16 protein-coding genes are annotated in these 18,349 nt (G+C 51.9%); 6 read left to right on the top strand and 10 right to left on the bottom strand.

The features are described from left to right. Positions 1-193: 193 nt before the first annotated feature. On the bottom strand, positions 194-1,465 hold the full coding sequence (locus CHB92_RS13695) for a cation:proton antiporter (protein ID WP_089319782.1): 1,272 nt from the start codon (positions 1,463-1,465) through the stop codon (positions 194-196). Positions 1,466-1,600: 135 nt separating this feature from the next. Between CHB92_RS13695 and CHB92_RS13690 the strand changes: the two genes are divergently transcribed. Next, positions 1,601-2,983, top strand: coding sequence for an alanine/glycine:cation symporter family protein (locus CHB92_RS13690; RefSeq protein ID WP_218824261.1), 1,383 nt, complete (start codon positions 1,601-1,603; stop codon positions 2,981-2,983). Between the two features lie 64 nt (positions 2,984-3,047). On the opposite strand, the gene CHB92_RS13685 is transcribed toward CHB92_RS13690, so the two are convergent. The 5 genes from CHB92_RS13685 to CHB92_RS13665 form a co-directional block, all read right to left on the bottom strand. After that, positions 3,048-3,284: a helix-turn-helix domain-containing protein gene (locus CHB92_RS13685; RefSeq protein WP_089319780.1), complete on the bottom strand. Its 237-nt coding sequence runs from the start codon at positions 3,282-3,284 to the stop codon at positions 3,048-3,050. Next, positions 3,284-3,883 carry a DUF2975 domain-containing protein gene (locus CHB92_RS13680; protein WP_089319779.1) on the bottom strand — a complete coding sequence of 200 codons (600 nt, stop codon included), beginning with the start codon at positions 3,881-3,883 and terminating at the stop codon, positions 3,284-3,286. The genes CHB92_RS13685 and CHB92_RS13680 overlap by 1 nt, the downstream gene beginning before the upstream one ends. Before the next feature lie 319 nt (positions 3,884-4,202). Then, on the bottom strand, positions 4,203-5,477 hold the full coding sequence (gene kynU / locus CHB92_RS13675) for a kynureninase (protein WP_089319778.1): 1,275 nt from the start codon (positions 5,475-5,477) through the stop codon (positions 4,203-4,205). A gap of 97 nt (positions 5,478-5,574) precedes the next feature. Then, entirely contained in the window at positions 5,575-6,135 is a 561-nt protein-coding gene (locus CHB92_RS13670) for a GNAT family N-acetyltransferase (protein ID WP_089319777.1), read from the bottom strand. Then, on the bottom strand, positions 6,136-6,675 hold the full coding sequence (locus tag CHB92_RS13665) for a 3-hydroxyanthranilate 3,4-dioxygenase (RefSeq protein ID WP_089319776.1): 540 nt from the start codon (positions 6,673-6,675) through the stop codon (positions 6,136-6,138). It lies immediately after the preceding gene. 118 nt (positions 6,676-6,793) lie between these two features. Here CHB92_RS13665 and CHB92_RS13660 point away from each other — a divergent pair, with 118 nt between their 5' ends. Continuing rightward, on the top strand, positions 6,794-7,582 hold the full coding sequence (locus CHB92_RS13660) for an SDR family oxidoreductase (protein ID WP_089319775.1): 789 nt from the start codon (positions 6,794-6,796) through the stop codon (positions 7,580-7,582). An 85-nt stretch (positions 7,583-7,667) separates the two neighbouring features. Here CHB92_RS13660 and CHB92_RS13655 read toward each other — a convergent pair whose 3' ends face one another. The 3 genes from CHB92_RS13655 to CHB92_RS13645 all read right to left on the bottom strand — a co-directional run bounded on the left by CHB92_RS13655 (position 7,668) and on the right by CHB92_RS13645 (position 12,838). Next, the gene (locus CHB92_RS13655; protein ID WP_089319774.1) at positions 7,668-9,902 is read right to left on the bottom strand and encodes a S9 family peptidase; all 2,235 of its coding nucleotides are present in this window, start codon (positions 9,900-9,902) and stop codon (positions 7,668-7,670) included. 171 nt (positions 9,903-10,073) lie between these two features. Continuing rightward, positions 10,074-11,618 carry an OmpP1/FadL family transporter gene (locus tag CHB92_RS13650; RefSeq protein WP_089319773.1) on the bottom strand — a complete coding sequence of 515 codons (1,545 nt, stop codon included), beginning with the start codon at positions 11,616-11,618 and terminating at the stop codon, positions 10,074-10,076. A 23-nt stretch (positions 11,619-11,641) separates the two neighbouring features. Beyond that, positions 11,642-12,838, bottom strand: a complete 1,197-nt coding sequence (locus tag CHB92_RS13645; protein ID WP_089319772.1) for a hypothetical protein — start codon at positions 12,836-12,838, stop codon at positions 11,642-11,644. A gap of 198 nt (positions 12,839-13,036) precedes the next feature. Here CHB92_RS13645 and proS point away from each other — a divergent pair, with 198 nt between their 5' ends. From proS to floA, 3 genes are all read left to right on the top strand, one after another. After that, positions 13,037-14,515, top strand: a complete 1,479-nt coding sequence (gene proS, locus CHB92_RS13640) for a proline--tRNA ligase (protein ID WP_089319771.1) — start codon at positions 13,037-13,039, stop codon at positions 14,513-14,515. Positions 14,516-14,794: 279 nt separating this feature from the next. Further along, positions 14,795-15,268, top strand: coding sequence for an NfeD family protein (locus CHB92_RS13635; protein WP_089319770.1), 474 nt, complete (start codon positions 14,795-14,797; stop codon positions 15,266-15,268). A gap of 11 nt (positions 15,269-15,279) precedes the next feature. Next, the gene (gene floA / locus CHB92_RS13630; protein WP_089319769.1) at positions 15,280-16,269 is read left to right on the top strand and encodes a flotillin-like protein FloA; all 990 of its coding nucleotides are present in this window, start codon (positions 15,280-15,282) and stop codon (positions 16,267-16,269) included. A 141-nt stretch (positions 16,270-16,410) separates the two neighbouring features. Here the strand turns inward: floA and CHB92_RS13625 are convergent, their stop codons facing one another. After that, on the bottom strand, positions 16,411-17,259 hold the full coding sequence (locus CHB92_RS13625; protein WP_089319768.1) for a hypothetical protein: 849 nt from the start codon (positions 17,257-17,259) through the stop codon (positions 16,411-16,413). 101 nt (positions 17,260-17,360) lie between these two features. Between CHB92_RS13625 and CHB92_RS13620 the strand changes: the two genes are divergently transcribed. Further along, entirely contained in the window at positions 17,361-18,344 is a 984-nt protein-coding gene (locus CHB92_RS13620; RefSeq protein ID WP_089319767.1) for an isopenicillin N synthase family dioxygenase, read from the top strand. The last annotated feature ends 5 nt before the right edge of the window (positions 18,345-18,349 follow it).

Below are 18,349 nucleotides of genomic sequence, written 5' to 3'. Positions count from 1 at the left end.
GCGAGAAAACCATCGGAGATTCCCAAAAGATCTCTCCCAGAGGTCGAGATAACAGGATAGTAAATGGTTTTAGATGATCTTGCCTTAAAACCGACTGGAGAAGCTGTAGCGTTTGTTTATAAAGCTTCAGGTTGCGGTAAGCAGAAGTTCAAAACCAAGTAGCGATAAAGAAAGAAAAAGCCTTGTAGCAGAATCACCCTTTCTTCACCACGCCCGGCACCTGCTTTTTACCACTGCGGCTACGGACGTAATCCAGGTAGCTCATAGACTTGGTGGCCGTGATGCCGTGCAGGATAATGGATACCATAACGATAAAGCCTACTACTGACCACAGCTGGTTGGCTTCGACAAGGTCTACTTTATCGAGCGCGAAGGAAAGGTAGAAGAAAGAGCCAATGCCCCGTATCCCAAAGAAGCTAACGGCCATTTTCTCCCGCAGGGGCATCTTTACTCCCCACATGCCTATTAAGGCAGCCAGCGGGCGGATGATAAACAAAAAGATCAGGCCAACTGCTATACCCTGCCATGTCAGATAGTTCAGCAAGCCGTACACCAGGCTACCGCCAAACAGCAGCAACAACATCACCATCAGGATGTGCTCTACCTGGTTTATAAAGTCATGCATTTCTACATGATACTCGTCTTCCGGCTCGCAGCTACTTAAAGTAATGGCCGTGACAAACACGGCTATGAAGCCATAGCCATGCACCAGTTCGGTAAGCCCATACGACACCAGCGTAACCGAGAGCGCCAGAAAGCCATCCTGCGCTTTGGGGAACCTTGTTTTTTGGGACACCTGAAAGATCAGATAGGCAAGGCCGCGCCCCACCAGAAAACCGACTCCTACGCCAGCCACTATCCGGTATAGCAGATCACGAAGCACCCAGTCCGTTATCCATTCGCTGTCTGTCGCCTCAGAGGCAATGGCCACGATCACAGCCAGCCAGGTAAACGGGAAAGCGGTGCCATCATTCAGGCCCGCTTCGGCAGTGAGCGAAAAGCGCACGTCGTCCTCTTCTTTCTCGTTGGGTGGTCCTACTTGTACCTGCTCGGCCAGCACCGGGTCCGTTGGCGCTAATACTGCACCCAGCAGAATAGCCGCCGCTGGGGCCATGCCCAACCAGCCCCAGCCTAGCAGGGCTACGCCCCCGATGCAAAGCAGCATGGTAATGCTTACCAGCCGCAAGGGCACACGCCAGTTCTGCCAGTTAACTTTTCTCCGAAGTTTCAGGCCGGTACCCATCAGCGAAATGATCACGCTCAGCTCTGTGAGGTGCACAACATAGTCTTCCTGCCACAGAGGGTCTGGATGCGGCAGCTCTACCGGTAGCATGTAAGCCCCTACCCCGATAAGCAGGTAAACAATGGGATACGACAGGAACGTACGCTTTAGCAACGACGGCACCCAGGCCATCGAGAGGGCGGCCAATCCGACCAGCGTTATAGAAACAATGTATTCAGACATAGCTTATTTTATGCAAAGGCCGTTCATACAACGTAAGGCCTCCCTTCCTTTGGCAGTCCTGACTTCATACGGTATTTCGTCATTCATGCCTATCTTTACAATCTTAACAAGAGATACACATCAGATTTGGAAGCGATAGAAAACTTTTTAGTTGCCTTTAGCAACACCGCCTGGGGCATGCCCCTGCTCATTTTACTCATGGGGGGCGGTTTCTTTTTCATGTTCTACTCTGGCTTTCTGCCCTTCCGGCACTTGGGCCATTCTGTAAACGTGCTGCGTGGTAAATACGATGACCCAAATGACCCGGGAGACATAAACCACTTTGAGGCGCTGTCGAGCGCTTTAGCAGCCACAGTAGGCATGGGTAATATCAGCGGTGTAGCCGTTGCCCTTGCTACGGGAGGGCCCGGCGTGTTGTTCTGGATGTGGGTGAGCGCCTTTGTCGGGATGGCCACTAAGTTCTTTACCTGCTCGCTGGCGATCATGTACCGTGGCAAAGACACCAAGGGGCACCCCCAGGGCGGCCCCATGTACGTGGTAACCGAAGGGCTGGGCAAGAAATGGAAGCCCCTTGCGGTGTTCTTTGCCGTAGCTGGCCTGTTCGGCACGCTACCGATCTTCCAGGCCAACCAACTCACGCAGGTCATACTCGAGGTCGTGCTGGTGCCGAATGGCCTGGTGGCAGGCAATACCTTTTGGCCCAGCCTGATCATTGGGTTTGTGCTGGTAATCATTACCTCTCTGGTGATATTTGGAGGCATAGAACGCATTGGGCAAGTGGCCGGTAAAATGGTGCCGAGCATGGTGGTGCTGTATATGCTGGCTGTTTTCTACATCATGGCCGTAAATTATACAGCTGTTCCGGCTGCTTTTGCCCTTATTTTCGAAGATGCTTTTTCTGCTGATGCTGTACTGGGCGGAGCCGTGGGAGCCATCATTATTGCCGGAGCCCGCCGGGCAGCTTTCTCCAACGAGGCTGGTATCGGAACGGCCTCTATGATGCACGGGGCTGCCAAGACCGACGAGCCGATCCGGGAAGGGCTGGTTGCCATGCTTGGTCCTCTTATCGACACGATTATTGTTTGTACCCTGACCGGTCTGGCTATTATTGTGACTGGCGCCTGGCAGAACTCAGACGGCAACGGGGTGACGATGACGGCCACAGCCTTTGATACCGCCATCCCTGGCATTGGCAGTTATATACTGGTATTGTGCGTGCTGATTTTCGCCTTTACCTCGCTCTTCTCCTACTCTTACTATGGCACCAAGTGCTTCAGCTTCCTGTTCGGGGCCAGGTACAAGCACTACTACAACTACTTCTATGTAACGACGATCATTTTCGGCGCTGTTGCCACCATTACAGCCGTTATTGCTTTAATTGACGGCATGTACGCTATGATGGCCATCCCGACCATGGTTTCTGCTTTGCTGCTGTCCCCTAAGGTTATGGCTGCTGCCAGAGCTTACTTTAAGCGAATGCGAGAGTTTAAGCAGGAGCATAAAGAGCTTAAGGTATAGTTAAAGCCTTAAGTAACCCATGACCATCAACCCTGTAAGCATAGCAGGAAACTTCCTGCTATGCTTACAGGGTTGCGTTTTTAGAAGGGAACTCAGTGTCCGCTTGGTACTCAAGGATGTCTCCTGGCTGGCAGTCCAGCTCTTTGCAAATGGCATCAAGTGTCGTAAACCTGATAGCCTTGGCTTTGCCCGTTTTTAGGACCGAAAGGTTGGCCATGGTTATACCCACCCGCTCCGATAGCTCCTTTAGTGGCATTTTCCTGCGGGCCAGCATGACGTCTAAATTTACTATGATTGCCATTATATAGTTAGTTGCTCTTCTTCGTAAAGCCTACTACCTTCTTCAAAAATCTCAGACAGGATAAAGGAAGCCAACATGAAGACTAAAGGCATGTAGTGAAGGTAAAAACCAAAGAAGCTATCGTTGTCTGTGTCCGCCCACCTAAAAGCCATCAGCAGAAAAGCGGCAAAACAATACCAACCAATTTGCCTAAACAAGCTACTGTTCCTGTTTCGGAAAGTTTGCAACTCCCGAACAGACTGAATAACACTTCCTATCCTCTGCACGATAAGCAACCAAACAGTTAGAAGTCCCATCGTCTGCAGGTAGAGCAGAGAAAAGGAAAGTAGGCTCAGGTCCTTCAACAGGATAGCCTTAGGGGCACTAGCTTCCCCTGCTTTGTTTACGTGGTCCCAAACTTTAAATTCAAAAAGGGTGGTGGTAGAGGCATGCATACTGACTTCACGCTCCATCCCTTCTATTTTCACAAAATCATACACTTCAGGACTAAGCCAGTTGTGAACCACCGCAAAGGAAATGGCTATCATAAAGCCGATCAGCAGCACCCTGATAACATGGCAGCATTGAAGGGCAACATTTAGCAATTTGTTCTTTTTCATACCCTGTTTCTTTAAGCTTAAGGCTAATGTAGCGAACGAATTACTAAACAACTAGCATTATTTATCGTATTTCAATAAATTTTTATTGTTACTAGTTTGTTCACTTATCCGTCCTGATAGCAGCAGCAGCGTCCACATCAAGCTAAGTATTTGTGTACTTTTTAAACTGCTGCTACTAAGAACCATGTTTCGCCATGAAGTGAGAAAGCGACACACTCTACTGGCAGTTTCTTCACGAACATAAATAGTAAAGCAACAGCGGCTGGCTCTACTAAAGAACCAGCCGCTGTTGTAATTTGTAAAGAGACTTATTTTTTCGCTAACAGCCCTCCAGGCACTCGTGCAGAATTTCTGAGAAGCGGTACACTTCTTCGTAGCTGTTATACAGCGGCGTTGGTGCTACCCTGATAACGTTCGGCTCGCGGTAATCTACGATAATGCCGGACTCCATCAGCTTGTCGAATAACTGACGCGCATTCCGCTTCACGAGTAGGGACAGCTGACAACCGCGTGCTTGTGGATCGCGTGGCGTGATCATTTCAATTACATCTTTCCCGACAGGCACTGCATCGATCAGGTACTCGAGGTATCCCGTCAGCCTTTCACTCTTCTGCCGGAGGTTCTCCATCCCCGCCTGGTCAAAAAGTTCAAGTGATGCCCGGTGCACCGCCATGGGTAAGATCTGACCGTTGCTTACCTGCCAGCCTGGCGCTCCCTCCATTGGCTTAAAGCCCTTTTCCATCAGGAAGCGTTCCTTTGCGTTGTGCCCCCACCAGCCGGCAAAGCGCAGGACAGATGGGTCTTTTCCAAAGCGCTCGTGCACGAATACCCCAGAGGTACCACCCGGACCGGAGTTCAGGTATTTGTAAGTACACCACACGGCAAAATCCACATCCCAGTCGTGCAGTCGTAGCAGCACATTACCAGCCGCATGTGCTAAGTCAAAGCCTACTAAAGCCCCTACTTCGTGACCGGCCTTGGTGATCGCCTCCATGTCGAATACCTGGCCCGTGTAGTAGTTGATGCCGCCCATCATCACCAGAGCAAGTTCCTCTCCGTGCTCTTGTATGCTTTGGAGAATGTCCTCAGTGCGTAGGGTATGCTCGCCTTCCCTCGGGAAAATTTCGATGATCGCCTCGTCAGGGTTATAGCCGTGGAACTTTGTCTGCGTTTCCAAGGCATACTGGTCAGAAGGGAAAGCCCCTCCCTCTACCATGATCTTAAAGCGCTTGCCTTGCGGCCTGTAGAACGACACCAGCATCAGGTGCAGGTTTACCGTCAGCTGGTTCATAATCACCACTTCGCTCTCTTTGGCACCTACCACACGTGCCGCTCCTCCTGCCAATAGCTCATGGTAAGTCACCCAGGGCTCCTCACCTTTGAAATGACCTTCCACCGCCAGGTTCGCCCACTTATACATCTCGTTATCAATGTACATCTGGGCCGATTTGGGCTGAAGGCCTAAGGAGTTGCCACAGAAGTAGATCGCATCCTGCTTGTTTACCTGTGGAAAGTAAAAGCGCTCCCGAAAATGATGCAGCGGGTCCTGCCTGTCCTGTTCCTGCGCAAAGGCAAGTGAATTTTGGTAGTCCATTCTTGTGTTCTAAACTCTAGTATCAGCGCTAAAAAGCATGTTGCTTGAGCTGGCTAGCTTATAATTTCTCTATAAAAATAATATGGTCCTTTCCTGCTTAGGCTCTCGTAGCCGTGAACTCCCGCTTAAGCATGCTGTAGTAAATCAGGTCGATGTAGTGCCCTTGCTTTACTTCCCGTTCCCGCAAGCAGCCCTCACAGGTAAAGCCCAGCTTCTGCAGCACCTTCTCAGAGGCAGCGTTTCCTCCCTCCACAAGCGCTTCAATCCGGTTCAGGCCCAATTGTTCAAAGCCATAGCTGATAACAGCACGTGCGGCTTCCGGGATGTAGCCTTTTCCCCAGTAGTCTGGCAAGAGCCAGAATCCGATCTCTGCTTTCCGATGCTCTGCCTCCAGGGCGCTAAAGCCACAGGCTCCAATCAAACGGTCCTCCCCTTTAAGTGTAAAAGCCCACCAAATGCCTGTGCCGGTAGCCAGTAAGTCTTCGTAAAACTGCATCTGCTCCTGTACTGCCTCTGGCGAATCGTGGTGCACGGCATAGTACCTGGTTACCCGCTCATCCGACAGCCCCTCCAGAATAAACGTCGCATCTGCTGGCTGAACAGGCCGTAGCTCAAGCCTTTCCGTGACCAGCCTAGGGAAAACATCTGTTTGCGGCATCTATTTAGCGGCTTCAGCAGGTTTGGCTGGTGGCTCCATTACCGTTCCGCACACGTCGCAGGTACGGTGCTCTATGCTGTCCCAGAAGTGGCTCATGATTACTGGCAGCTGCCCCACGATATCGGAAACATCCGCATACTCTTCATAAAGCTTGTTGCCACAGTTCTCACAGAACCACAGGAATCCGTCTTTTTCGCCGGGCTTACGGTAGCGCTCTACCACCAGGCCCACGGTATTGGCAGGGCGCCGTGGCGAGTGGGGCACGCGTGGCGGCAACAGGAAGATCTCCCCTTCTTTGATCGGAATATCCACTGGCTTTCCATCTTCTATGATCTTCAGCACAATGTCGCCCTCCAGTTGGTAGAAAAACTCTTCCCCCTCATCGTAATGATAATCCTTCCGGGCATTTGGCCCGCCTACCACCATCACGATAAAGTCATCATTGCCCTTAAACACCTGCTGGTTGCCAACGGGCGGTTTTAACAGGTGACGGTTCTCATCTATCCACTTTTTAAAGTTAAAAGGTCGTTGTACGGCCATAGTGTTTCTCTTTGGTCTTTTTGTTGAAGGTACGCAAAAGTAAGAAAAGATGGTATTGGCGCTGCACAAGCTCTGCTTCCGTCCGGCACCTTTTGCCGGTTTTACGTACATTTAGCGCATGAATCTGAACCTGGAAAACAAACGTGCCCTCGTGTGCGGCAGCACCCAAGGCATAGGCAAGGCAACAGCCATAGAATTGGCACAACTGGGCGCCAGCATCGTACTGGTAGCACGAAACGAAGCCAAACTACAGGAAGTAGCAAACGAACTGGACACCTCCAAAGGCCAGCAGCACGACTACATTGCGGCTGACTTCTCAGAGCCTTACGAACTGGACCTGCGGGTGCGCACTTACCTGGAGCAATTGGAAGAAGTGCACATCTTGGTGAACAACACAGGCGGCCCTCCCGGTGGTCCTATCACAGAGGCCGAGCCCGATGAGTTTCTGGGCGCTTTTAACCAGCACCTGATCTGTGACCACCTCTTGGTACAGGCCGTCTCCCCGCTCATGAAAAAGGCAGGCTACGGACGCATCATCAACATTATCAGCACTTCCGTAAAGCAGCCGCTGCACGGCTTGGGCGTGTCTAACACCATTCGGGGCGCTGTGGCCAGTTGGGCTAAAACCATGGCAAACGAATTGGGCCAGTACGGCATTACCGTGAACAACGTACTGCCCGGCTCTACCCGCACAGGGCGCCTCGATTCAATTATCGAAAGCAGGGCGCAGAAGAGCGGTACCAGCGTTGAAAGCATAGAGGAGGCGATGATGGCGGAGATACCAGCCCGGCGCTTTGCTACTCCGGAAGAGGTAGCCGCGGCGGCTGCTTTCCTTGCCACACCTGCTGCTGGTTACATCAACGGTACCAGCCTGCCTGTAGACGGCGGCCGGATAGGGTGTTTGTAGTAATTGCTTTAGAGAGACATGTACCTAGATAAAAAAGGAAAGGCTCGCCCAGTACAGGCGAGCCTTTCCTTTTTTCCTCTTAATGCTACTGATTCTTTTCCGTCTCTGGGTTGATCAGGTTGCGCTCCAGGAAGTCGGTCATCATTCTGAAGCGGTGCATGTAGGTGTTACCGCCGTAGATGCCGTGGTTGCGGTTCGGGTAGTAGAAGCTCTCGAACTGCTTGTCGGCATCAATCAGGGCGTCCTGCATGGCCACAGCATTCTGGAAGTGTACGTTATCGTCGCCGGTACCATGGATCAGCAGCAACTTGCCCTGCAACTGATCTGCAAAAGATAACGGGGAGTTCTCATCGTAACCCGCAGCATTCTCCTGTGGTGTTTTCAGGTAACGCTCTGTATAAATGGTATCATAGAAGCGCCAGTTGGTAACCGGAGCCACGGAAATACCGGCACGGAACACACCATCGCCTTTCGTCAGGCCTAAGAGCGTCATGTAGCCCCCGAAGCTATGGCCCCAGATACCGATGCGGTCTTGGTCTACATAAGGCTGCTTGCCCAGCCACTTGGCCGCCTCAATCTGGTCCTGGATCTCGTACTTGCCCAGGTTCGCGTAGGTCACTTTTTTAAAGTCTGCGCCACGGGCACCGGTACCACGGTTGTCCACACTTACCACTATCACGCCTTTATCAGCCAGTAACTGATGCCACAGGTAGTTGTTGCCACCCCAGCTGTTCGTTACTGTCTGTGAGCCCGGGCCACCGTATACGAACATCAGCACAGGATACTTCTTGTTTGGGTCAAAATCCGTCGGCTTGATCATCCAGCCATTCAGCTTAGTGCCGTCCTCCGTATTCATGGTAAAGAACTCCTGCTTGGCCAGGTCGTACTGCGCCAGCGTGTTCTTCAGCTTCTCGTTATCCTCCAGCACTTTAATCAGCTTGCCGTCTTTGGCTGCGTGCAGGCTAACAGTTGTGGGTACGTTCGCAGCAGAGTGATAATCCAGGTAGTATTTGAAATCATTACTCATGTTGATGTTATGCGTACCGGCCTTCTCTGTCAGGCGCTGCTTCTTTTTGCCTTTGCTGCTGATGCTGTACAGGTGGCGGTCCAGTGGCGACACCTCCGTGGACATGTAGTACAGGCGGTCGTTCTTTTCGTCGTAACCAATGAACTCGCTTACCTCCCAATTGCCGTCTGTGATCTGACGCACCAGCTTACCGTTCATGTTGTACAGGTACAGGTGGTTGAAACCGTCTTTCTCGGAAGAGTGGATAAAATACTTACCGTCTTTTAGGTAGGTCAGGTCGTCCGTTACATCAATGTAAGCTTTGTCTGTTTCCTTTAGTACTACGTTAGACTGCCCTGTGGCCGCATTGGCATGTAGAATCTCCAACGTATTCTGCAGGCGGTTCATTTTCTGGATCGACAGCAGGTTCGGATCGTTCGTCCACTTGATGCGTGGGATGTAGATGTCAGCCTCATTGCCGGTATCCATCTTCACTACTTTGCCCGTGTTTACATCATAAGTAGACACTTTTACGGCTGAGTTCGCCTCACCGGCTTTCGGGTACTTGAACTTGTAGTCCTGTGGGTACAGTTCACCCCACATTTGCATGTTGTACTCCGGCACCTCGCTCTCGTCAAAAGTATAAAAGGCGATCTTCTTGCCGTCCGGCGACCAGTGGAAGCCCTTGGCAAAGCTGAACTCCTCTTCGTACACCCAATCCGCGTAACCGTTGATGATAGAGTTGAACTTGCCATCTGTCGTGATCTGGGTTTCCTTCATATTGCTCAGGTCCGTCACAAACATGTTGTTGTCGCGGGCAAAAGCAACGCGCTTCGCATCCGGAGAGAAAGTAGCGTACAACTGCTTGCCACCGTCACTCAGCTTGGTCAATTTCTTAGTAGGAATATCGTAGATGTAGAAGTCTGCCTTGGAAGAGCGGCGGTAGATCTGCTCTGTGTCCGTAGCGAAAAGGACTTTTTGCTCGTCCGGGCTAAAGGTATATTCATCAAACTGGATAGGGGTACTGCTGCCGGCAGGAACCAGGTTCTCCCCCTCGATGATTGTGGCGACAGGCTTACCAGTGGTGACATCATACTTCACAATGTCGTACACCCGGTTTTGCTCGTCCGGCACAGTAGAACTGTAGTACTGGCCGTCCTTCATCCAGTTTACGCCATACACGGACTGGGCACGGAAGGTGCCTTTGCGATAAATGTCTTCTAAGGTGAGATCTTTTTTCTGCTGCGCCTGCGCTACGAAGGCAAGGCAAAGCAACACAGCAGCCAAAAAGTTAGCTCTAAGTTTAATATGCATGCGTTTAGGTTTAATGTTTAGCTCCCCTAATTTAAGTTAATAAAGTGGTTTCGCCATATTTCGTAGCCAAAACCGTACCTAAGGCAGGGCTTGGGTAAGGTTGCCTCAGCTAAAGAAAAAGCGGCGGCTCTTATCCGGAGCCGCCGCTTTGTAAGTTATTCTGCCCTAGGCTTAGAAGTTGTAGCCTACGGTGAGTACTGCAGAGTTTTGTACCTTCTCGATGTCTACCACCGGTTCGCTGCTTGCGTTTGCAAAAGGCGTGTAAAAAGAGTTGCTCACATAAGGGGCATACCCAACCTCTCCTACCGCGTGTACATAGGCCAGGTCTACAAAAAACTGCTGCAATCTAACCCCTGCACCAAGCGTGTAACTAGAGACAGAGCCAAACTTCTGGTTTATCGCACCAGCCTCAAAGTTGGTATCCGTATCCGGGTCGGCACTGAAAGCATAACCAGCCCTTACCCTGAAGATATCAAAGCGTCCTTCAGCGCCAAACCTGTAATTCCAGGTCGATTTCAGGTTGTTGATTCGGTTATTCACCTCGTCGAAGTAGTTACCAGCCGACCCCAGATCATCATTGTCCTCTCTAAAGCGCGCACTGCTGTAGTTTACATACTCTACATCGGCGGTCAGAAAGCCATACTTACCCAAGAACACAGCGGCGCCACCGGTTGCTCTGAAAGGTGTCGTCAGGCGGTAGGTAAACTGCCCGGGCAGCTCAGCGGCTCGCTCTGTCCCGCTATCATCAAAGTTCGCGTACAGGGTGCGCTGGTACTCATCAGTTAGCGTATAGGCTGTTGGTGTCTGTATGCTTAAGCCAAGGCGAAGGGCGTCCACTGGTCTGGCAATCACCCCTACTTTCAGGTTGATACCCGTACCCCTGGTCGTAAACTCATCGTACAGCTCCAGGCTTGTGAAAGGAGTGTTGGGGCTGTCCTCCACTTCCCGGTAAATGCTTTGCTGCGTAAAATTTGTGGTTACGATGCCCAAAGACGCCCCCAGGTACAACTTATCCCGGAAACTGGTACCTACGCCAAAGTCGACCTGGTTCTGGGCCCCTGTCCGGATAATGTCCTCCTGCTGCAGGATGCGTCCCTCCCGGTACTCCGGAAGGGGATTGCCCTCCTCGTCGAAGTTGAGCAGGTAAGCACCGTAGCCCAAGCCTTCTAATGTGGTAATGCCATCATTCAGTTCATCGTCCAGGTCTGCTTGCGTACGGTTCTTCAGGTAAGCCTGGTCTGCGAAGTACTCCACAATGGTAGGATCAGTTTCCCCACTGAAAACGCTGTAGGGGCGCAGCTGCTCATTAAAGTTATTCAGCCGAGTCAGGCCTATGCCGAAGCTAACACCGCGCCAGTCCCCTACTTCCTCATCGTCTTTACGATTGGCGAAAACGATCCCCAACTGGGGCAAGGTGAAATCGCTGCGGTTGTCTGAAAAACTGTTGCCGTTTATGCTTGCCTGTATTTTACTGCTCTGTATGGCCGGGGTAACGGTAAACTCTGATCTACGGAACATGCCCAAGCCTGCCGGGTTTACAAACAGCGAGGAGACATCCGATCCGAGTGCCGACTGAGCACCTCCTAAACCCTGGATACGTGCGGTGCCAGATACTCCTAAACGGGAGTAGCGCAAAGCGTCTACCTCTGTTTGGGCAAAAGCAGTCCCGCTCCAGCCTAGCGCAAGCGCCAGACTGGCCAAAACTATCTTCTTCATGTTAATTTAATTTATGCTAAAACTTATTGTCCTCTTGGTGGGCGACCGCCGCCGCTGTTGCCAGAGGACGACGAACTACTACTGCCGGAAGAGCTACGGGGCTCATAAGAGCGGCTTGGGAAGCTGTTATTTTGTTCGTAAGTGCGAATAGGACGACTCTCAATTATACGGGAACGTGTCTCCCGCTGCTGCGGCCTGTACTCGATGCGGCGGGGGCTAGTAGACTCGCGGCGTATTTCGCGGCTAGGAGCTACCCGCTGCTCTCGTGGCTGAATAATGATGCGTTCTCTGCCGGTCTGATTCTGGCTACCACGCGGACTGATGATCTCGCCACGGCGGGTGCGGGACGGCAGCACGCGTCTGCTCTCCTGGGTATCGGAAGAACGAACCGAAGTTGACTCGCCGCGACGTGCCGGACGTCCTACAGACTGGGAACCGATGCTTCCACCGTCAATGGATTCGCCTCGTACAGGTCTGCCTGCCACACCTTCGGTTACAACCCCTCCACGTGCATCCCGTGGTCCGTACTGCGCACGCACCGGTCTGCTTACGACTGTAGGCCTGTCATAGAAGCCATTACCGAAGTATGGGTTATAGAAGTACGGGTTGCTGGCGTACATGCCATTGTAAAAGCCATTGTAGTACCCGTATCCATAGCTATTAGGCCACCAGCCACGGCTGTAGAAAGGACGGTTATAGAACCCGCCACCCCAGCCAAGGCCATAACTTATGCTGATGTTCAGGCCGTTTCCATAGAGAGGACGGCTCCAGAAGGGATCGTAGAAGGGATCATAAAAGAAGGGATCATAGAAAGGATCGTAATAGGCAAAGCTATTCCGGCGTGGCAGGTAGGCCATGCCCCAATAAGGGTCCACAAACGAGTAGTTCGGCCGGTACCAGCTATCACGTGGGTCATAAGGGCGCCCGTCATAATACTCGTCAGAATAATAATTATTGGTAATAGACCGGTTATCCGAATACTCCGGGTTCAGCACCTCTCCTTCGGCCAGCGCCCGCTCTGTTTCCAATGCTTCGGAGCCTTCTTCGTATCTTTCGTATCTTTGATATGCCGGAGCTTCCGGCTCCACAAACTCGGTTTTATCCGATGAGCTGTAGTACATGTCATCGTACTCAGTAGACTGCATCGCTATAGGGCTGCTGCAACCTACCGCCATCAGCGCGAGTATGGGGGCAATGGCAAGTGTCGTGTATTTCTTCATGGCCTTCGTCTGCTAGTATAATTCCTCTATTTCATCCTATATCAAAGATAAATACACAATGGCGCAAAACCTTATCCATAGTATAATATATTAACGTATTTTTGAGCCAGAATGATATGTGGCTTTTTATATCAAAGCTGCAAAATCTATTCCAAAAGCATTAAGAATAAAGGATATACAATAAATTTAGTTACTAAAATGAGTAAAGGGTTACCAAAAAGAAGCGAAGATTACTCCTTGTGGTATAATGAACTGGTAAAAAAAGCAGGTTTAGCTGAAAACTCTGCCGTTCGTGGCTGCATGGTAATCAAGCCTTACGGCTTCGCAATCTGGGAGAAAATGCAGCGTGTACTGGATGATATGTTCAAGGCAACCGGCCACTCCAATGCATACTTCCCCCTGTTCGTACCCAAGAGCTTGTTTGAGGCAGAAGAGCAGAACGCCGAAGGCTTTGCGAAGGAATGCGCTGTTGTAACACACTACCGTTTACAGACAGACCCGGATAATGCCGGGAAGCTGCGCGTAGACCCTAACGCGAAACTGGAAGAGGAACTGATCGTGCGCCCTACTTCTGAGGCCATTATCTGGAGCACCTATAAAAACTGGGTACAAAGCTACCGTGACCTGCCGCTGCTGATTAATCAGTGGGCTAACGTGGTGCGCTGGGAAATGCGCACACGCCTGTTCCTGCGCACGGCAGAGTTCCTGTGGCAGGAGGGGCACACCGCCCACGCTACCGAGGAGGAAGCTGTAACAGAGGCTCGGCAAATGATGGAGGTATACGCCACCTTTGCCGAGCAATACATCGGCCTGCCAGTAGTACGCGGGGTGAAGACACCGAGCGAACGCTTTGCCGGTGCCCTCGACACTTACACTATTGAGGGCCTGATGCAGGACGGCAAGGCCCTGCAGGCAGGTACCTCTCACTTTCTGGGGCAGAACTTCGCCAAAGCATTCGATGTGAAGTTCGCGACGAAAGAAGGAGGGCTGGAGCACGTGTGGGGCACGTCCTGGGGCGTGAGCACACGCCTGATGGGAGCACTCGTGATGGCGCACTCTGATGACGAAGGTCTGGTACTGCCTCCAAAGCTGGCACCTATCCAGGTGGTGATCGTACCGATCTACAAAGGCGAAGAGCAACTGGCACAGATAAGCGAGAAAGTAAACCAACTGAGGCAAGAGCTCGAGGCAAAGGGCATCAGTGTGAAGTTCGACGACCGCGATACCGAGCGCCCTGGTTTTAAATTTGCCGAATGGGAGCTGAAAGGTGTACCTGTACGGATTGCCATCGGTGCCCGTGACTTGGAGAACGGCACAGCCGAGGTGGCCCGCCGCGACACGAAGGAGAAGAGCACGCAGTCTTTTGATAGCCTGGCAGCTTACATCCCTGCCCTGCTGGACGAGATACAGGAGAACATTTATAACAGGGCACTGGCTTACCGCGAAGAGTATACCACCAAAGTAGACACCTATGAGGAGTTTAAGGAGGTGCTGGAAACGAAAGGAGGTTTTGTACTGGCGCACTGGGACGGCACTGCCGAAACAGAGGAGCGCATCAAAGAAAAAACCAAAGCTACCATCCGCTGCATTGCCCTCAACTCTCCGGAAGAAGGAGGCACGGACATGTTAACCGGGAAGCCAAGCAAGCGCCGCGTATACTTCGCAAAGGCTTACTAGCAATACACCAGGCTTTTGTTAGCACTTAGCACCTCTAGCAAGACTAAAAGAAAGGGCCCCTGCCGTTGCGGCAGGGGCCCTTTCTTTTCTCCCGTGTTGATATACCAGAACACCCCTGCTGCGTAAATAGCTATAAGGTTTTATGCAGGGCATCTGCACGATAACTCCTGTAAACAAAGCTCCTGCCAGGGTAAAAGTGCAGAAGGCCGGCAATAAGCAGCGTCTTATTCGTAATTAAATCTTTAAATTTCTATATTTACCTATACAAGCTCCTTCCCTATGCTACTGGACTGGATAACAGTAATACTACTTATTGGCATTGGGCTACTGCTTATTGTGGTAGAACTGGTGTTTGTTCCGGGCACCACTGTTGTGGGTATCTTAGGGTTTGTGTTAACCGCCATCGGTATCTGGATCGGCTATGCAGCCCTGGGCACGGAAGTGGGGCATATTATTCTGGCCGCCACGGTAGTTACCGGAGCTGCGGCCTTTATCTATAGCTTTCAATCAGACAGCTGGAACTACTTTGCTCTAAAAGACCAGAACCGCAGCCACGTGAATGAGGAACACCAGCATGCCTTGGAAGTGGGAGCGGTTGGCAAAACGGTATCGGCCTTAAGGCCACAGGGCACAGCCATTTTCGCAGACCGGCACCACGAGGTGCAGACAAACGGAGAGTTCGTTTCGCCCAACAGACCTGTTCGCATTATCAAGCTTAACCAAAACAAGATTATAGTAGAAGAAGCCAGCTAACCAACCTTCAGATGGAAAACTTATCTCCCTTGTTCCTGATCGCAGGAGGAATTATCCTGCTCATCATCTTCCTGTACTTTGTCCCGATCAGCCTCTGGGTGACGGCCCTCTTTTCGGGGGTAAAAGTAGGGCTTGCCGAACTGGTGTTTATGCGCATCCGCAAGGTGCCACCCAGCCTCATCGTTAACTCCATGATCAATGCGACCAAGGCAGGCATCGATGTCACCACCACTGAGCTGGAAACCCACTACCTGGCAGGCGGAAACGTACCAAACGTGATCAAAGCGCTTATCTCGGCAGACAAAGCCAACATTCCACTTTCTTTTAAGCAGGCAACTGCCATCGACCTGGCCGGCCGCGACGTGTTTGAGGCGGTAACCACCTCTGTTAACCCGAAGGTGATTAACACCCCGAATGTGGCTGCTGTGGCCCAGGATGGCATTCAGCTGATTGCCAAAGCACGGGTAACGGTACGGGCTAACATCATGCAGTTGGTAGGCGGCGCCGGCGAAGAAACCATCCTTGCCCGCGTTGGTGAGGGCATCGTGACCTCCATCGGCTCATCCGGCTCGCACAAGGTCGTGCTGGAGAACCCGGATATCATCTCGAAGCTGGTATTACAAAAAGGCCTGGACGCCGGCACAGCCTACGAGATCCTCTCTATTGACATTGCAGACGTGGATGTAGGTGAGAACATCGGGGCCAAGCTGCAGATAGACCAGGCCAACGCTGACCTGAAAGTAGCCGAGGCAAAGGCCGAAGAGCGCCGTGCCATGGCCGTGGCTATAGAGCAGGAAATGCGCGCCAAGGCGCAGGAGGCACGCGCCAACGTTATCCAGGCGGAGGTTGAGGTACCCCAGGCGCTTGCCGCCGCCTTCCGCACGGGCAACCTCGGTGTGATGGATTACTACCGCATGCAGAACATCCAGTCCGACACCGATATGCGTAACTCTATTGCCAACCCCGGACAACAGAGCGGGCAAAACAAGCCGCGGGAATAGAAGAAAGAAAGCCATCCTGTTAATACCTCAGCAGGAAGAGCTACAGCAGGCAAGCACTATGTAGGAGGTGTAAAAAGCTGGCGGCTGCCCCCGTAACCAGGACAGCCGCCAGCTTTTTTTAAGATGTCACAGGCACCGGTCTTACGCGGCCGGCTTTAGTGTAATGGTACGGGTTACGCTGTTGTAAGGGCCAGGAATCAAGTTCCCCTCGTTGTCTACCAGCTCCAGTTGAATCGTGTTCTCGCCCATTGGCAGGCCTTCCAGGATGTGTGGCATCCAGCGGTCTAACAGGAACTCAGTACCGTTCACTGTTGCGCGTACTTTGTTGCCAGTAGGCGAAAGGTCCGTGTTCACCAGGTAAAAGTCCAGCATCACCTGCTTGGTCTCATCTCCTACATACTCCCCTTTCGGGCGGCTGTAGAACAGGTGCGGGGCATTGGTATCAAACTCCATGCGCTCCGATTCATCCGGAGTGCCTACGGTTATAGTGCGCAGGTCATAAGCGCCCTGGTGCTTTAGGCTTTCATGGTAAGAGCGCGACAGGAATGACAGCAGCACGTGATCGCCTTCCGCCAGGTCCTGCGTAAACTCCGTTTCATAGTGCGCTGTATAAGGCTCATTGTCCACGATCAGGTGGATGTGCTGGCCTTTGTGCGAGTTGGCCAAGTGCTCTGCATTCCCGTGTGGTGTCATGCGTGTGAGCTCATAGTTAGAGAGATCGTAGTCAAACTGCACAGGACCTGGCTCTACTACTCCTCCTGCCGGGGGCACATTTAAACGCAGCTGCGATTCTGGGTAGGTCGGAGAGTCGTTAAAAGCAAACACACGCAGACCATCCTTACTCATAATATCCCCTACAGGCGTTGGGCCATCCTCTGCAACTGCCGCTTCCGGATTTTCCGTTTCAGGATCCTGTGTCTGGCGGGCAGTATCACAGGCGGTAAAGCCTAGCATAAGGGCCGAAGCCAGGAGCAAATACGTTTTTCTCATTTATTTAGGATTAGGTTAGCAATGCAGCTAATTTAACGATTTTATTTTTTTCGTATATTGCGAACTACGCACAGTACACAAAAAAGTATACAGTTTAGAATATGAGCGAAATTTTGTTTGATGAGGTTCCTTCTCTGGACTTGGCAGATTTCACGTCGGGAGATGCGGAGAGAAGGACTCTGTTTGTGAAACAGTTAGGAGACGCTTACCAGAACATTGGCTTTATTGCACTACGTAACCATGGGCTCAGCGATGAGCTTACCGACAGACTGTATGCTGCAACAAAAGAGTTCTTTGCCTTGCCTGACGAGGTAAAGCAGAAGTACGAAAATCCGGAGTTGGCAGGCCAGCGCGGCTATGTAGGCAAGGGCAAGGAAAAGGCCAAAGGCTTTAACACCGGAGACCTGAAAGAGTTCTACCACGTGGGCCAGGACCTGGGCGATATCCCGGACAGTGACCCGATTAAGGCGGAGTACCCGGCTAACATCTGGCCGAAAGAGGTCCCTCAGTTCGAGGAGGTGACCCTGGAGGCCTATCGCAAGCTGGAGGCTGCCGGCAAGCAGGTGTTGAAAGCGATTGCCATTCACCTGGGCTTGGACGAAAACTACTTCGACGAGAAGGTGAAATACGGCAACAGCATCCTGCGCCCGATCCACTACTTCCCGATCGAGAATCCGGACAGTGTTCCGGCCAATGCGGTTCGCGCCGCTGAACACGGTGATATTAACCTGATCACCCTGTTGATGGGTGCCAGCGCCGACGGCCTGCAGGTACTGCGTCGTGATGGTCAGTGGATTCCGATCACGGCTTTGCCAGAGCAGGTGGTGGTAAACGTAGGCGACATGCTGGCGCGACTGACGAACAACAAATTGAAGTCTACGATTCACCGTGTGGTGAACCCTCCGCGTGAGCTCATGCACACTTCGCGTTATTCCATTCCGTTCTTTATGCACCCGCGCTCCGAGATGGACTTAACCTGCCTTGAGAGCTGCATTGACGAGCATAACCCGAAAGCCTACCCAGATGCTACCGCAGGGGAGTACCTGAACGAGCGTTTAGTGGAGCTAGGCCTGAAGAAAGCCTAATAAGC

The sequence above is a fragment of the Pontibacter ummariensis genome (genome assembly GCF_900188175.1).
GTDB classification, from domain to species: domain Bacteria; phylum Bacteroidota; class Bacteroidia; order Cytophagales; family Hymenobacteraceae; genus Pontibacter; species Pontibacter ummariensis.
This window is presented reverse-complemented; position numbering and strand designations above follow the sequence as displayed.

What these genes read in the sequence shown, in the direction of transcription:
- CHB92_RS13695 (WP_089319782.1), bottom strand. Translation starts at nt 1,465, where the DNA reads ATGTCTGAATACATTGTTTCTATAACGCTGGTCGGATTGGCCGCCCTC.
- CHB92_RS13685 (WP_089319780.1), bottom strand. Translation starts at nt 3,284, where the DNA reads ATGGCAATCATAGTAAATTTAGACGTCATGCTGGCCCGCAGGAAAATG.
- CHB92_RS13680 (WP_089319779.1), bottom strand. Translation starts at nt 3,883, where the DNA reads ATGAAAAAGAACAAATTGCTAAATGTTGCCCTTCAATGCTGCCATGTT.
- kynU (WP_089319778.1), bottom strand. Translation starts at nt 5,477, where the DNA reads ATGGACTACCAAAATTCACTTGCCTTTGCGCAGGAACAGGACAGGCAG.
- CHB92_RS13670 (WP_089319777.1), bottom strand. Translation starts at nt 6,135, where the DNA reads ATGCCGCAAACAGATGTTTTCCCTAGGCTGGTCACGGAAAGGCTTGAG.
- CHB92_RS13665 (WP_089319776.1), bottom strand. Translation starts at nt 6,675, where the DNA reads ATGGCCGTACAACGACCTTTTAACTTTAAAAAGTGGATAGATGAGAAC.
- CHB92_RS13660 (WP_089319775.1), top strand. Translation starts at nt 6,794, where the DNA reads ATGAATCTGAACCTGGAAAACAAACGTGCCCTCGTGTGCGGCAGCACC.
- CHB92_RS13655 (WP_089319774.1), bottom strand. Translation starts at nt 9,902, where the DNA reads ATGCATATTAAACTTAGAGCTAACTTTTTGGCTGCTGTGTTGCTTTGC.
- CHB92_RS13650 (WP_089319773.1), bottom strand. Translation starts at nt 11,618, where the DNA reads ATGAAGAAGATAGTTTTGGCCAGTCTGGCGCTTGCGCTAGGCTGGAGC.
- CHB92_RS13645 (WP_089319772.1), bottom strand. Translation starts at nt 12,838, where the DNA reads ATGAAGAAATACACGACACTTGCCATTGCCCCCATACTCGCGCTGATG.
- proS (WP_089319771.1), top strand. Translation starts at nt 13,037, where the DNA reads ATGAGTAAAGGGTTACCAAAAAGAAGCGAAGATTACTCCTTGTGGTAT.
- CHB92_RS13635 (WP_089319770.1), top strand. Translation starts at nt 14,795, where the DNA reads ATGCTACTGGACTGGATAACAGTAATACTACTTATTGGCATTGGGCTA.
- floA (WP_089319769.1), top strand. Translation starts at nt 15,280, where the DNA reads ATGGAAAACTTATCTCCCTTGTTCCTGATCGCAGGAGGAATTATCCTG.
- CHB92_RS13625 (WP_089319768.1), bottom strand. Translation starts at nt 17,259, where the DNA reads ATGAGAAAAACGTATTTGCTCCTGGCTTCGGCCCTTATGCTAGGCTTT.
- CHB92_RS13620 (WP_089319767.1), top strand. Translation starts at nt 17,361, where the DNA reads ATGAGCGAAATTTTGTTTGATGAGGTTCCTTCTCTGGACTTGGCAGAT.